Source organism: Alteromonas sp. ISO5, from assembly GCF_058105165.1.
This window is the reverse complement of the sequence record NZ_CM176572.1, coordinates 355,044-369,251: the sequence shown is the minus strand read 5'-3', so window position 1 is coordinate 369,251 and position 14,208 is coordinate 355,044. Positions and strand designations below refer to the sequence as shown.

Annotated in this window: 17 protein-coding genes; 15 read left to right on the top strand and 2 right to left on the bottom strand. The window is 49.2% G+C overall.

Annotation, left to right across the window (positions count from 1 at the left end):
• The first annotated feature begins 120 nt into the window (after window positions 1–120).
• The 10 genes from AC2T0J_RS01640 to hmuQ all read left to right on the top strand — a co-directional run bounded on the left by AC2T0J_RS01640 (window position 121) and on the right by hmuQ (window position 8,059).
• Entirely contained in the window at window positions 121–837 is a 717-nt protein-coding gene (locus AC2T0J_RS01640; protein ID WP_489808470.1) for a lipoate--protein ligase family protein, read from the top strand.
• 45 nt (window positions 838–882) lie between these two features.
• Window positions 883–1,263: a glutathione S-transferase N-terminal domain-containing protein gene (locus AC2T0J_RS01635; protein ID WP_489810410.1), complete on the top strand. Its 381-nt coding sequence runs from the start codon at window positions 883–885 to the stop codon at window positions 1,261–1,263.
• 275 nt (window positions 1,264–1,538) lie between these two features.
• A complete protein-coding gene (locus tag AC2T0J_RS01630) occupies window positions 1,539–2,138 on the top strand; it encodes a PepSY-associated TM helix domain-containing protein (protein WP_489808469.1) in 600 nt (199 codons plus the stop codon).
• A gap of 22 nt (window positions 2,139–2,160) precedes the next feature.
• Window positions 2,161–3,636, top strand: coding sequence for a flavodoxin domain-containing protein (locus AC2T0J_RS01625; protein WP_489808468.1), 1,476 nt, complete (start codon window positions 2,161–2,163; stop codon window positions 3,634–3,636).
• A 158-nt stretch (window positions 3,637–3,794) separates the two neighbouring features.
• The gene (gene azu / locus AC2T0J_RS01620; RefSeq protein WP_489808467.1) at window positions 3,795–4,235 is read left to right on the top strand and encodes an azurin; all 441 of its coding nucleotides are present in this window, start codon (window positions 3,795–3,797) and stop codon (window positions 4,233–4,235) included.
• A 453-nt stretch (window positions 4,236–4,688) separates the two neighbouring features.
• Window positions 4,689–6,602: a methyl-accepting chemotaxis protein gene (locus AC2T0J_RS01615; RefSeq protein ID WP_489808466.1), complete on the top strand. Its 1,914-nt coding sequence runs from the start codon at window positions 4,689–4,691 to the stop codon at window positions 6,600–6,602.
• 2 nt (window positions 6,603–6,604) lie between these two features.
• On the top strand, window positions 6,605–7,000 hold the full coding sequence (locus AC2T0J_RS01610) for a YbaN family protein (RefSeq protein WP_489808465.1): 396 nt from the start codon (window positions 6,605–6,607) through the stop codon (window positions 6,998–7,000).
• A gap of 75 nt (window positions 7,001–7,075) precedes the next feature.
• Window positions 7,076–7,408: a hypothetical protein gene (locus tag AC2T0J_RS01605; protein ID WP_489808464.1), complete on the top strand. Its 333-nt coding sequence runs from the start codon at window positions 7,076–7,078 to the stop codon at window positions 7,406–7,408.
• 100 nt (window positions 7,409–7,508) lie between these two features.
• Window positions 7,509–7,730: a hypothetical protein gene (locus tag AC2T0J_RS01600; RefSeq protein ID WP_489808463.1), complete on the top strand. Its 222-nt coding sequence runs from the start codon at window positions 7,509–7,511 to the stop codon at window positions 7,728–7,730.
• Between the two features lie 26 nt (window positions 7,731–7,756).
• A complete protein-coding gene (gene hmuQ, locus AC2T0J_RS01595; protein WP_489808462.1) occupies window positions 7,757–8,059 on the top strand; it encodes a heme-degrading protein HmuQ in 303 nt (100 codons plus the stop codon).
• A 31-nt stretch (window positions 8,060–8,090) separates the two neighbouring features.
• Here the strand turns inward: hmuQ and AC2T0J_RS01590 are convergent, their stop codons facing one another.
• Window positions 8,091–9,491, bottom strand: coding sequence for a class II fumarate hydratase (locus AC2T0J_RS01590; RefSeq protein WP_489808461.1), 1,401 nt, complete (start codon window positions 9,489–9,491; stop codon window positions 8,091–8,093).
• A gap of 11 nt (window positions 9,492–9,502) precedes the next feature.
• Window positions 9,503–9,862 carry a hypothetical protein gene (locus AC2T0J_RS01585; protein ID WP_489808460.1) on the bottom strand — a complete coding sequence of 120 codons (360 nt, stop codon included), beginning with the start codon at window positions 9,860–9,862 and terminating at the stop codon, window positions 9,503–9,505.
• 106 nt (window positions 9,863–9,968) lie between these two features.
• Here AC2T0J_RS01585 and AC2T0J_RS01580 point away from each other — a divergent pair, with 106 nt between their 5' ends.
• The 5 genes from AC2T0J_RS01580 to AC2T0J_RS01560 all read left to right on the top strand — a co-directional run bounded on the left by AC2T0J_RS01580 (window position 9,969) and on the right by AC2T0J_RS01560 (window position 14,189).
• The gene (locus tag AC2T0J_RS01580) at window positions 9,969–10,358 is read left to right on the top strand and encodes a hypothetical protein (RefSeq protein ID WP_489808459.1); all 390 of its coding nucleotides are present in this window, start codon (window positions 9,969–9,971) and stop codon (window positions 10,356–10,358) included.
• A gap of 14 nt (window positions 10,359–10,372) precedes the next feature.
• A complete protein-coding gene (locus AC2T0J_RS01575) occupies window positions 10,373–10,810 on the top strand; it encodes a DUF2753 family protein (RefSeq protein ID WP_489808458.1) in 438 nt (145 codons plus the stop codon).
• A gap of 23 nt (window positions 10,811–10,833) precedes the next feature.
• Window positions 10,834–11,043 carry a hypothetical protein gene (locus AC2T0J_RS01570; RefSeq protein ID WP_489808457.1) on the top strand — a complete coding sequence of 70 codons (210 nt, stop codon included), beginning with the start codon at window positions 10,834–10,836 and terminating at the stop codon, window positions 11,041–11,043.
• 166 nt (window positions 11,044–11,209) lie between these two features.
• Window positions 11,210–13,309 carry a TonB-dependent receptor gene (locus AC2T0J_RS01565; RefSeq protein ID WP_489808456.1) on the top strand — a complete coding sequence of 700 codons (2,100 nt, stop codon included), beginning with the start codon at window positions 11,210–11,212 and terminating at the stop codon, window positions 13,307–13,309.
• Window positions 13,310–13,499: 190 nt separating this feature from the next.
• Window positions 13,500–14,189, top strand: a complete 690-nt coding sequence (locus tag AC2T0J_RS01560) for a transposase (RefSeq protein WP_489808455.1) — start codon at window positions 13,500–13,502, stop codon at window positions 14,187–14,189.
• Window positions 14,190–14,208: the final 19 nt, after the last annotated feature.

Sequence of the window (14,208 nt, the reverse complement as noted above, 5' to 3'; positions counted from 1 at the left end):
TACATTCGTGTGTCTCACTATTTTGTGTTAAGCAGAATTGCTTAATTATTAAATGGTGCTGAAAAGGACTGTTTTTTATACTGTGTCCTGACACACCCATTAGCGAGGAGCTCTGGGCCAATGAGCATTAAACCCCGGTACCGTTTAGTCAGGCTATCTGCCACTAGCTGTTCGCAGGCCATGCAAAAGGAGCAGGAACTGCTGGAGCATATTCAGCATAACCGCTTTGAGCAGGGGTTATTGCTGTGGCGCTGTACGTCGCCGGCCATCGTTTTACCGGCAGGCAGAAAATGGCAGATAACCGAGCCGTTGCGTCAGTGGCTGGCTCAACGGGGCTGGGACATTCTGCAGCGTCGTTCAGGCGGTTCGCCGGTTCCACAAAGCCCGGCCATGCTGAATATTGCTCATATGTACACTCTTGCTTCAGAGCAGCCTTATTCGGTCAAAAATGCTTACCAGCAGCTTTGTGATAGTTTACTCGACTTTTTTGCCGAACTGCAGATTACGGCCGACATTCATGCCACTCCTGGTGCCTATTGTGATGGCGACTATAACCTGAACATTAATGGTCAGAAGATTGTTGGCACAGCGCAGCGGGTGTTAACGGCCTCTGGTGGACGCAGAATTGTGCTGGCGCATGCCTGTTTGCTCATTGACGATGTATTGGAAGACATAATACCGCCGGTGAATGCGTGTAATGAATTTAACGACATCGCAGGCCGGGTGGAGTTGAATGTGCATACTTGCCTGAACCGCCATGTTAGCCACAGGCTGAACACTGATGAATTGTTCACACGATTAATCCGTGCTTTTTCTCGTCACATGGTTTTTTCTTAACCGTCAAAAAGATTATACTGCGTCCTTTTTACTCCCAAGGACTTTCTGTTAATGATTGTAAAACTTGTTCGCAATGCGCTCGGTCTGGTCATTGTATCTGTGGATGTATTAACCCGCTGGAGCCGGGTAAAGCGTACGCCAGAAGTACAGCAAAAGGTTAATCAGGCAGCGCAGGGTATGACCCTTTACCATTTTTTTGCCTGTCCGTTTTGTGTCAAAACCCGTCGTGCCATTCATAAACTACGCGTACCCATTGAAAAGCGCAGCGCCGCACAGGGCTCACCGTACCGGGAAGAATTGATCCAGGGGGGCGGCAAAGTGCAGGTACCCTGTTTACGAATTCAGCATAGCGACGGCCGGGAAGAGTGGCTGTATGAATCAAAACAAATTATTGGCTATCTCAACGAACAGTTCGGCCCCGCATAACACTTTTAATTGATACCGTAAATGCGTGTTCGGCCAGCGTCTGCGGTATCGTCTCCTTGCTTAACTTACCTTTTTATTCTCCACCTTTGCTCAGCGGCCTCTTATAACGTTTAAATCCCTAATTCCCAGGACCAGTAGGATACACGAGTGTTGACGGTTAAATAGAAATGGTTATCATTTACCTTTTTGCGCAACTGTGTCTCAACAATTTGGTTGTTGCTGTTACCAACGGGTACATTGCACGCACTGAATAACAACGATAAGGGTATTTCGTTATGCGATTTTCACTGGGCACGGCCCGTCAATGGCACTGGATTAGTGCTGCTGTTTCGCTGGTGGGCATGCTGTTATTCGCCGTAACCGGTATCACACTTAATCACGCCGCGGTGATCCCAGCATCGATTTCCGTTACCACTATTGAAAGTGACGTACCCTCCAATGTATTAACGCATATACAGGACTTACCGCTGGCAGAAATGCCGGCACCACAACCGGTTCGTCAGTGGCTGGCCAGTGAACACAGTATTAGTGTGCCGGATGATGTGGCGGGCGAATTTGATGGTATGGAGTTTTACGTAGCCTGGCCGGGGCCCGGCGCGGATCGCTGGCTGGCTATCAACGTAGAAGACGCAGCGCTGCTGTATGAAGGCACAGAGCGCGGCTGGGTTGCTTACTTTAATGATTTACACAAAGGTCGTAATACCGGGCCGGTGTGGTTTGTCTTTATCGATGTTATCGCTATCGCCATGATTGTGTTTACCCTGACTGGCTTATGGTTATTGGTAAAACAGGCTTCTCACAAGCAGTCAACCTGGCCCGTCACCGCGCTGGGGTTGTTGATCCCGGTGGTCATTGCACTGGTCTTCATCCATTAATTCCAGGCAGGGAGCAGTTTGAATGACAGATAACCAAAGACTGTTGCTGGCCATTGCCCTATGCGTGGCTTATTGTGCATGGGTAGGCTTTATCATTGTTGGCTATTACGCCCGGCAACGAGACCGGCGGCATGTCACCACCGGCGCCTTTATTGTGGCTTACGCCAGTCAAACCGGCACGGCTAAACAAATGGCTGAACAGCAGGCAAAATTGTTGGGCGCTGACCGCCCGGTGAAAGTCATCGCCCTGAACGACCTGGCCATCGATACATTACGAAAAGCAAGCGATGCGCTATTTGTAGTCAGTACCTATGGTGATGGTGAGCCACCCGATAACGGCCGGCGTTTTTACCGGGCGTTGCTACAGCATAATAAACAGCACAATACCGCATTACTACAATCTCTCTCCTACCGGGTAATCGCTCTGGGTGACAGTCAGTATCCGGCGTTTTGTGAATTTGGCGAACAACTCAATGATGCTCTTCAGCAATCCGGCGCCACGGCCATAGCAGGCCCGGAAAGAATCGATCGGGCACAATCGCAGACGCTGGTGAGTGAGGCTTCCAGGTATTCTGAGAGTCATCCGGCTGAGAGTACCTGGCGGGTTATTGAGCAACAGCAACTCAACAGTGCGGCCGGCCGGGAACTCTTCATGGTTACACTGAATGCGGAGCAGACTATGCCTACCTGGCAGGCCGGTGATATTCTAGACGTCCAGCCTCATAACGCTAGAACGGCCATTGATGAATGGCTGGTAAAGCATGACTTTAGTCCAAACACGGCCATTGGGTTTGAGGGTACACCAACCCCGATTGAGCGTATATTACAAACTCGCCAACTGATTGATTTACCTACGTCAGGGAACGCAGAGCAGCACATTGTGAACATGCCCCTGTTACCTTTGCGCAGTTACAGTATTGCTTCTGTGCCCCAGGAAGGACAGCTTAAACTGATTGTCAGAAAACAGTATCAACCAGATGGCACGCCAGGTATCGGCTCCGGCTGGCTAACAACCTATGCGGGCGGTGACGAGCCATTTTGTGCCTACGTGAAAGACAACCCGCTGTGTCATATTGCACAAAATGATCTGCCACTCGTGCTCATCGGCGCGGGCAGTGGCCTGGCGGGTATTCGGGCGCAACTGGCGAAACGATACTACGCTGAGAGTGACGCCGATATCTGGTTAATTTACGGTGAGCAGTCGCCGCAACTGGACAATGTTATCCCTGCCGCCATTGAAACATGGCAATCCGGGTTTGCCCGGTTCAGGATTCAGCAAGCGTATTCGCGGGGCGTGCCCGGCGAGTATGTGCAGGATGTCATGGTAGCGGCCGCTGATGAACTGCAAAATTTTATTGCCAGGGGGGCGCACATTTATGTGTGTGGCAGCCATCAGGGGATGGGACAAGCGGTACACCAAACGCTCACTGATATACTCGGTGAAGACGCATTAATGCAGCTTATTGATGAGCAGCGTTATCATCGCGATACCTACTAGGCTGCAGTCCACTAAACTTGTCGTGCATGTAACAGCACTGACAGTAAATACTGATCAGGCAGTAGTTCATAAGTAGTACAAATACGACTTAAGGGACAATGTTAATCCATCAGGCCGGGTGGTACTTATATACACATTTAACAGATGAGAGTGTGTCGATGAAAAAGTATTTAGCCTTGCTGTTAGTAGCCTTTAGCAGTTTTACCCTGGCTGACGAATGTGCTGTGACTATCGAAAGTAACGATATGATGCAGTTTAATATGAAAGAAATCAGTGTGCCTGCATCCTGTGATGCATTTAAGGTGACGCTGAAACATACCGGACAGCTGGACAAGAAATACATGGGCCACAACTGGGTGTTATCCACCACCGCAGATGCCCAGGAAATCGTGAACGGTGCCCTGAAAGCCGGCCCTGACAACAATTACCTGCCGTCAGGCGATGAACGTATTATTGCAGCCACTCACATTATTGGAGGCGGTGAGCAGGACACGGTTACCGTGGATGTTGCTGGACTAACGGCCGGCGAAGATTATACTTTCTTTTGCTCATTTCCCGGCCATTTTGCCATCATGAAGGGCGCGTTTATCGTTAACTAACCCACCCGGCTAATCGCCCGGAGCATAGGGCGATTAGCTGGTTATCTTCGAACATTTATAGCGGTACGCATTTTTTTGTATTGGCGGTTAAGCCAGTTGCCGGTTTGTCGCTAAACACATCCACATAAGCCAAACATGGCACCCCTGCGTTTTTAGCGCAAGCTCTTTGACGGCGTGTTGGTTCGTCTGGTGTCGCCAGTTTTGTATCAATAATTATCAGAATATCAGTTTGTTATAGTACTGGAAGAATATCGGGTGGCTGCTAAACTTCAAAAAAGTCCTGAGACGTATCCTTCGGTTTGTATGCCAGCAAAGCTAATACAGTAGTTAGCTTTGCTGGTGCCACAGTTATCAAGCCTAAACATTATTCAGGATAGTGGCGCGTCATGGCCGATTACTCCAAGTGGTAGGGTCGTGCGCTTTGAACATGAATTAACTATACCTGGTTTTGCTATGTCGTCTTTTTTGTCAAACGTTAGTGTACGGGGAAAGCTACTTTCTCCTGTGGTTCTGTTTATTGTTATTTTGTTGATTGTGGTATTTCTTTACTTCCGTAACCAGTCTGCGATAGAAACCGCAGAGCAGGAAATGACTTTAAGTAGCCAGCTAGCCGAGGATATTACCAATCTCACCCTGGCCGTTGATCGCTTTATTAATACCCGAAGTCAGTTTGACCAGGTCAGTGTTGAGTTTGCCAAAACGGAAAGAAAGTTAGCCGAAGTGGAGACAGCCAGCGTGAGGAATATGGCCGCCTCGCTTAAATCTACCAGTGACAAGGCCAGTCAAATAAATGGGTTGTTTAACACGAACCGTGAATTGGCGGCGCAAATGGTCGATGTGGTAAATGCATCCATGGCGGAGTCTAACAACTTTATCTATAGCACGAGTGACCGATTAGCTGATGAAAGCGAGCGCCAGGCAGTAACAACTTTCGAACGACAAGTCATACGTGACGCTCTGCTACACACCAATAATAACTATAAGATTTGGATATTGTTCAATGAACTCACAGTTAGTCTGGACAAGGCTGATGCTTTAATAAAGTTTATTGACGAACTCGACGCAGCATCCGATCGTGCGATAGTACTGCTGAAAGGGACGCCGATGTTGGAAAGTGCTATGGCCGCTCGTCGGGCTAATGCCCAAATCAGATCGATTGCAGAGCAATATATCGCAAATTCCAAAGAAATTAATGCGCTACAAACCGACATTGAGCGTAACCTGATAACACTTTCGAGTAAGCTACGGGATTGGATTAATCGGGTGAGTGCTGATTCACTGGCGATTATCTCTGCCAGTATTATTCAGATCATAGTGGTGTTGATTATCGCGGCTGTTATTGCGGTAGGATTGTCGTTGATTTTTGCAACCTCTATTGCAGCGCCGCTAAAAGAGTTACAACAGCGAATTGACGGGCTGGCACGCTCTGGTGGCGATCTCACTTACCGGCTGGATATCCGACGCGGTGATGAAATTGGTGAGTTAGCCAGTGGTATTAATCGCTTTTTAGTGTCATTGCAGGACATCTTTCGTAGTGTAGCCTTGGCCGGGCAGGACATTTCCAGTCGCGCCGGTGATGCATTACAACGCAGTCAGACTGCCCGCCAAAGGGTAGATGCTCAGCATGACGAAGTTACCAAAGTGGCGACTGCGTTTAATCAAATGGAAGCATCTATTCAGGGCATCGCTTCCAGCACTGCGGTGGCTGCCGATAAAGTCCAGGAAGCCGATAAGTCCAGCCAGCGAGTGGTCAGTAGCATCGAAATTACCATAAAAGAAATCGATCAGCTAAGCCATAGTCTGCAACAGGCGACTCAAGTTATAGAAGCGCTGAATCAGGATAGTCAGAATATCGGTGGGATTCTTGATGTGATCCGTGGAATTGCTGAGCAAACCAACCTGTTGGCACTCAATGCGGCGATAGAAGCTGCCAGAGCGGGCGAGCAGGGGCGAGGTTTTGCCGTGGTGGCTGATGAAGTGCGCTCTCTGGCGCAACGAACGCAGTCGTCCATTGAAGAGATTAATACCATGATATCCAAATTACAGCAGGCATCCGTGCAAGCTAAAACGACTATTGAGTCGGGTAATCATCAAATTGAACAAACGGTGCGCTATAGTCGGGAAGCGGGTAGCAGTGTGCAGCATATTGCTCAGTTAGTCAGTGAGATCTCACAAATGAATTTACAAATCGCCAGCGCGGCCGAGGAACAAAACTCCGTGGCGGCAGAGGTTAATCGTATCATTGTGGATATTAACCAGCTTTCCACTGATGGTAGCAGCGCTGCGTCAGACGCCAGTCATGCTGCATCTGAACAAGCTACGTCGGCCCAGGAGTTACTCGGTATTATAGGCAAGTTTAAGGTATAGATGTGAAGGAGCAAAGGTCTGACAATCTTTCCCGTTTGTTTGTGATGCGACCTGTCTGGTTGCTTCTGGGCGTGTCTTGTGTGGTGTTAGGGGGTGTCGGTGCGGTATTGCCTTTGCTGCCCACGGTGCCGTTTATGTTACTGGCAGCTTACTGTTTTGCTCGCTCCTCTAATCGGGCCCATTACTGGCTAGTGAATCATCGGGTCTTTGGTCCGGCAATAACTGACTGGCAGCGCAGCGGCGCAATTAGCCTTGCTGCAAAATACGCAGCTACGGGATCCGTGGTTGTGGTATATGCGATTTCCATATTGATGGACTTGCGCCCGACACTCCTAATTATCCAGGGGATTACGCTATGTGCGGTTATGGTATTTATCTGGAGTCGACCTCATCACTAACCAGATTGGAGGGCGAGCGGAATAAACCAGTTCTCTGCTCTTGCCGTATGAGTATCAGGTTTGCTTGTTTGGAAGATGGCAGTGTTACCCGGGCTATTAAAACGTTTTACCAGCACTGCGAAAAAGACTGATGCTAAACAACCTGAACACCGCAGCGGCTCCATTTGGCAGGATACCGGTGAGGTGGATTATCTGGAGAATACCCTTAATCTGACTTATGCCGCCAACGCTAGGGTAGTGACACTGGAAAAGTTATCAGCAGACTCCTTGGCTAACGTTGTAGAAACGCTGGACAGGCTACCGCCGGACTCGCCCTTCGCCCGCTTAGTCACTGTAACGTTGCGCCATTCCTATCCAGCCGGACAATTTCAACAGCGCATTTATCGAGCTCGAAAAAACGGCTATTGATGGGCTTCTGGATGCCGCTTCGCGGTCGGAAACCGACGTACTGACTGCAAAGTACGATTAGACTGAACCGGTAGAACGATAGCAGAAAACGGAGAAACAGATGGACAAAGAGACGCTCATCAATAAAGCATTACATTATTCTGCGGTCATCATTTCAGCCTGTATCAGTTATTTTGTCGTGTTCTTTGTTTTGCTAAGCCTCGAAGTTGAGACTGACAGAGCGCTATACTGGTCCTTACTTGCCAGCTTAGTCATTGCGCTGGCAACATTGTTTTTCAAAATGGTGGTTGCGCCGCTGAACGCCGCAGACCACGATCGTTAGTGACTATTAATGAAAAGGATCGTCAGATGTTTATTGCAATGAATCGTTTTAAGGTAAAAGTGGGTAGTGAAGCGGCCTTTATCGAAATGTGGCGAGAGCGGGAAAGCTACCTTGATGAAGTACCGGGATTTACATCTTTTCATTTACTCCAGGGCCAGTCCGGCGAAGAATATACCTTATTTGCGACCCATGTGTGTTGGGAAAGCAAAACCAGTTTTAATAACTGGGTAAAGTCTGACGCGTTTAAAAAAGCCCATGCCGGAGCAGGCCAGAGTCGCGATTTTTATGCGGGCCCGCCGCGGCTGGAGCTGTTTGACGCCGTCCTGTAAAGATTACCAGGGCGAGTATCATTCACCGTTTTCAACCCTGGCGTTGCTGGGTGTTATCGGTGAGCTTTGTCGGGTCGAGTAACTCGATTAATTCTTGCCGTGACAGGTCCGTCATCTCGTCGGCTACGTCGACAATCGGCCGCTTTTCCTTATAAGCACGCTTAGCTATTTCGGCGGCTTTGTTGTAGCCGATAATGGGGTTAAGTGCGGTCACCAGAATCGGGTTTTTATCCAATGCTGCTTGCAGATTTTCGTTTAATACCGCAAAGCCACTGATAGCGCTATCTGCAAGTAACGAAGCGCTGTTGGCCATAAGCGTAAAGCTGCTCAACAGGTTGCTGGCTATCATTGGCAGCATGACATTTAACTCAAAGTTACCTGACTGGCCGCCAACCGTAATGGCGGCATCGTTACCTATGACCTGGGCCGCAGCCATCGCCACGGCTTCAGGGATAACCGGATTCACCTTACCGGGCATAATGGAGGAGCCGGGTTGCAGGGCCGGCAGGGCTATTTCGCCAAGGCCCGCCAGTGGGCCTGAGTTCATCCAGCGTAAGTCATTGCTGATTTTCATTAAACTCACAGCGGTTGATTTTAGTAAACCAGAGAGGGTGACAGCGGTATCCTGCGAGGCGATAAGCGCGAAAAAGTTATCTGCCGGCTGAAAAGGGATCCCGGTAAGCGCAGTAAGCTTCTGATTAAACGTCGCTGAGAAATCGGGGTGAGCATTAATGCCGGTACCAACCGCCGTACCGCCCAACGCCAGTGTTTGAATCGCTGGTTGGTGGGCATTCAACGCTTTAATCTGCTGGCCTACTTGTGCCTGCCAACCGGATAAACTCTGATCCATGCGCACTGGCATGGCATCCATCAGGTGAGTGCGGCCGGTTTTACAGACATTTTTTAGTTCACCGGCCTTCTTACCAATCACACTGTAAAGATGGCTGAGCGACGGTAAGAGTGCTTGCTTAAGCGCGATTGCTGCACTCACATGGATAGTGGTGGGAATAATGTCGTTACTGCTTTGGCCATAATTGACGTGATCGTTGGGGTGAACCAACAGACCAGTCTGCTGGCTGGCCAGCGTGGCAATTACTTCATTAGCATTCATGTTGGTGCTGGTGCCTGAACCGGTCTGAAAGATGTCGACCGGGAAATGAGCCATCAGCTGCTGCTCGTTGAGCAATTGGTCACAGGCCTGACAAATGGCTTCACCTGTATCACTGTCCAGTGTACCCAGTGAGGCATTGGCTTGAGCTGCGGCTTTTTTTACCGTGATCAACGCTCTGATAAAAGCCTCTGGCATAGGCTGGCCACTGACCGGAAAGTTATTTACCGCGCGCTGGGTCTGCGCGCCATATAAAGCCTCAGCAGGGACTTCCAGTTCGCCCATGCTGTCTTGCTCGATTCGTGATTCGGTAGAGGTTGTCATAATTGAGGTCCTTAGTTAAAAAATGTCGGCGTGAGCTGAGTAAACTGATGACTAAACTGCCGCACGCGATGGTGATCACTGGCTGTAATACTTTGCTTTTCGGCCGCCAGCAGCAGCCGGTAAATCTGGTCGAGACACAGATAGCGCCAGTTCAGCACTACCTTGTGATCGCAAGCTGTCTCGAGCAAAAGCGCAGCACAGCCCAGCAGGATACGAATTTTTTCGGACGATGCCTGGGCTGTGTTTGCACTGTCCAAGGCTAAGTTTATATAGCGCTTAAGCAACTGTGGATCATCCGGGTGACAAGCTGTTCTGATTTGTTGCTTTAAGTTGGCTGATGTCACGAGCGCTTTGGTAATCTGTTGTGTCATAGCAACTACCATTGTAGTCCATTGTACGTGATTTTATGCTAATGCAAACAATTATCATTTGCAATAAATCTGAAATGGCGTATGTTTAAGTCAGGAGGACATGCCAATGGAAATTTCTTTTTTATGTACCAAACACGCCGACTGGGTTTATAGCCATCCATTGGAGGCGGTTAATTTTTTAGCCAGGGATGAGTTTCAGGGGACGACCCTGTTTTACGACGGTGAATATCGTGAATGTATTCCCTACTTAGGTTGTGCGTTCGATATCACCGCGATTTTGCTGGAGGTAGAGGAAGGTCAGAACCGGCAATTGGTCGAAAAGGTCTTTACCCTGTCAACACTGATTTGCGACGCCTACAGGGCACTCGGACTGGTGGAATACCAGGCAGCAATGCAACACCGTGTTGCAGATTTGGTTACCGCTATAAGTTATCAGGAAACGGTAAGTCAGCAGACCATTGCTACCTTTACTGATTACAGTGCCAGCCAGCATTAATTCAGGAGGTCATCATGAGTCAGTTTGACGCCACTTATGCCAGATGGCAAGAGGTGATTGCGGCAGGTAACGATAGCTTTGAACTTCATCATACCCTGATAACACTGGTTTATTACGCCAGAGCCATTGAACTGGCCAGAACGCTGATAACAAAGTGGCCTGTATCCCGCCGGACATCCGAGGCCTTACTGGTAAGTTATTACAATCTGGCCGAGCTCTATGAGCGGGAAAACAGCCTGCGTCTGGCCTGGGAGGTGTTAGTGACGGCAAAACAGCAGATGATGGCTGTTTTCTGTAAACAGGGGAAATCAGCCTGCACCGTATGGGGGTATCGAAGCGCTCATCAACGCTTAAGTTGGTTTGAACAACAGTATGGTAGCTTTGACCGGCTCGGGCCTAGACAAAAATTGCTCACCCCCTACCAATACGATGGTTTCACTTCGGGTTCTTAACGGCACAAAGCAAGGAGGTTATCATGCTACGGGTTGAGTGGCGCTGGTTAATTATCTGGCTGTTGGTCATGGCGATAAGCCCTGCAGTTCAGGCTCATGATGGGCATGACCATAGTCATTGGAGCAGCGTAGTTATTCATGCATTATTACTATTGTCGCTGGCCGCCGCAGGACTGGCCATTGTGTTTGCCATTTATCGTGCGATCAGCCGTTGGTTGCCAGCGGGAAAATGAACCCGGGTTAATCCAGCATCAACCAAAGAGAGTAACGGGTACAAAGTACTAGTCCAACAGAACGCAAAGTACCGGTTTAATTGGTTTTCTTAATGGTTTTGAAGGTCTATCATGGCCGCAGGCTCAACTCGGGCCATATTCGATTAATCAAACTAAAAGATAAGCCATGACCAAGTTACCTCAAAACGGTTGGTTGCCTGTATTAACCATCCTGTCCTGTGCCATAACCGGTACCTTTGACGTCTGCGCGCAAACGGCGGCGGTGCAGTTGCCTGAAGATATCGAGCGGATTACCACCACGGGTTCCCGGCACGGCGCAGACGACAGCGATGTGCCATTAATCATCAGCGCCATTGGTCAGCGGGATATTAACCTCCTTTCGCCTACGCATATTGAGGAAGTGCTTAAATTTATTGCCGGAGCTCAGGTACAACGAGGTAATGGGCAGGAGTACCTGCCAGCCCTGCGTTCGCAGGTATTCAGCGGAGCGGGTGCCTGCGGTGGCCTGTTAACCGCAGAAGATGGCATTCCCCTGCGCGCCGCAGGCTTTTGTAACATTAACGAATTGTTCGAAGCGCACTCGGAAATGGCCGAGCGGATAGAAGTGCTCAAAGGCCCCGGTTCAGCTTTGTATGGCTCTAATGCGGTACATGGCGTAATTAATATCATCACCCCGGACACCACTCAGGGCGGTGGTCTGCTCGGATATGACTATGGTTCTTACGGGTATAACCGTGTGAAATTGCGCAGTGGTTATCATTACGGCGATGGCGGCGTGGGGATTAATGCCAGCGTGACCCGGGATAATGGTTATCGGGTGGCCGAAGGACTTGATCAGGAAAAACTTAACCTGCGTCATGAGCATACGTTTTCTTCACTAACACTCACGACCGGCCTGACCTACACCAACCTGGAGCAGGAAACAGCCGGCTATATCACCGGTACCGATGCTTATAAAGACGCCGCGCTTGCTCAGGGCAATGAAAACCCGGAAGCTTTTCGTAACGCCAGTTCGCTGCGTATGTGGTCCAAAGCGCTGTGGCAGTTAGACGGCGGCGATACAATATCGCTAATTCCCTATATTCGCGACCAGGATATGGCATTTTTAATGCATTTTTTGCCCGGACAACCTACCGAAGAAAATAGCCAGCAGGGCGTAGGGGTGCAAAGTTTATGGACCCATAATATCTCTGCCAGTGTAAGCCTGAGTGCCGGTATTGATGCTGAGCATACCGAGGGAAGCCTGTTGCAGTATCAGCAGCAGCCTACAACGGGGTCTGCCTTTCTTGTAGAAACTATTCCGGCAGGTAAACACTACGATTATGACGTGGATGCGTCGTTGATTGCTGCGTTAAGTGAGCTGGTGTGGCGCAATGATAACTGGTTACTGAGTGCTGGGCTGCGCTATGAATACATGCATTATGACTATACCAATAATATGAATTCGGGGCGGTTACGGGAAGATGGCACGGCCTGCGGTATGGGCGGCTGCCGGTATTCGCGACCTCCGAGCAGTGAAAATAGCTTTACCAATGCATCGCCAAAACTGGGGGCCACCTATCTTTATTCTGATAATACGCAGTTTTATGCCAACTATTCACTAGGCTATCGCGCCCCTCAGGCCACCGAACTGTATCGTTTGCAGCGTGCCCAACAGGTCGCTGACCTCGATTCTGAAGAAGCGCGTAATGTGGAAGTGGGCGTAAAGGGCAGCTATCCCGGTTTAAGCTACACTGTCGCAGCCTATTACATGGATAAAGACAATTTTATTTTCCGCGACAGTAACTTCTTTAATGTCAATGACGGTCAGTCCCGGCATACAGGTGTAGAGCTGGAACTGCGCTGGCAGGCCAGTAAGCGTTTGGATATTGCATTGGCGGCGACCATGGCAAGCCACACTTACCGCTATAATCAGGAACTAGGCGGTGTAAACATTAATGGTAACGACATTGATACTGCGCCCAACTCCATTGCCGATGTGCGGATAGGTTACCAGTTCACACCGCAATTGCGCGCCGAACTGGAATTAAACCACGTGGGCGAGTACTACACCGACCCGGAGAATCTGCACGAGTACCAAGGCCATGAGTTAGTGAATTTGCGTTCATTCTGGCAGTTAACCCCCGAGCTTACCCTGTATGCCAGGGTGAATAATCTGCTGGATACCGCTTACGCCGAACGTGCCGATTTCACCTCGTTTGGTGGTGACAGGTATTTTCCGGGTAGACCACGAAACTATATGCTAAGCGCCACGTATAGCTGGTAAAAAATAATGAAATAATGGGGTCAGAGTACATTATTCTGCCCCAAATCCTGTCTCCCTCCGATTATTCCCACAAAAATTACCGGCCAAAGAACCTCAGCCAGCTGTTCTGACGAACTGTTTTAACGGGGACAGGATTGTTGTCGTCGGGTTGCTGAATAAGATATCAGAAGGCTCATCAGATGGCAGAACCATGGCAAGACATCAACGCATTGCGCCGCAGGGCGTTTCCCAGCACGTTATTCAGCGCGGTAATAACCGAAGCCCGTGCTTTCACGACGAGAAGGACTTTATCGCCTACATTGGTTGGCTTAAAGAGTATTCCAGCAAGTTTGAGGTGGATATACATGCCTGGGTTCTGATGACGAATCATGTCCATCTGCTCTGTACTCCCCGACTCGAAAATCAGGGGATAAGCAAGATGATGCAATCTGTTGGCAGGATGTACGTGAGATTTTTTAACCACAAATACCAACGCACAGGGACCTTGTGGGAGGGACGATTCAGATCGTCACTGGTTAATTCCGAAACTTATTTGCTTCGATTACAACAATACATCGAATTGAATCCGGTGCGGGCAAATATGGTGGAGAGTCCAAACCGGTATAAGTGGTCGAGTTTTGCCATGAATGGTTTGGGTAAGAGCTCATCTTTATACACGGCACATCCAGTGTATTTGTCGCTAGGCTATACGAAAGGTTCGCGACTTTTAGCTTATCAGTCATTATTTAACCAACCGCTCAAGGCTGATCTCATGGCGGAAATTCGCAACTGTTCACAGCGCGAACTAGTGTTAGGTGATTCAGACTTTATACGTCAGGTTGAAGCATTGACTAACACTAAGCTAAAAGCCGCTAAAAAGGGGCGCCCATTTAAAAAATAATGGACTCTGACCCCATTAT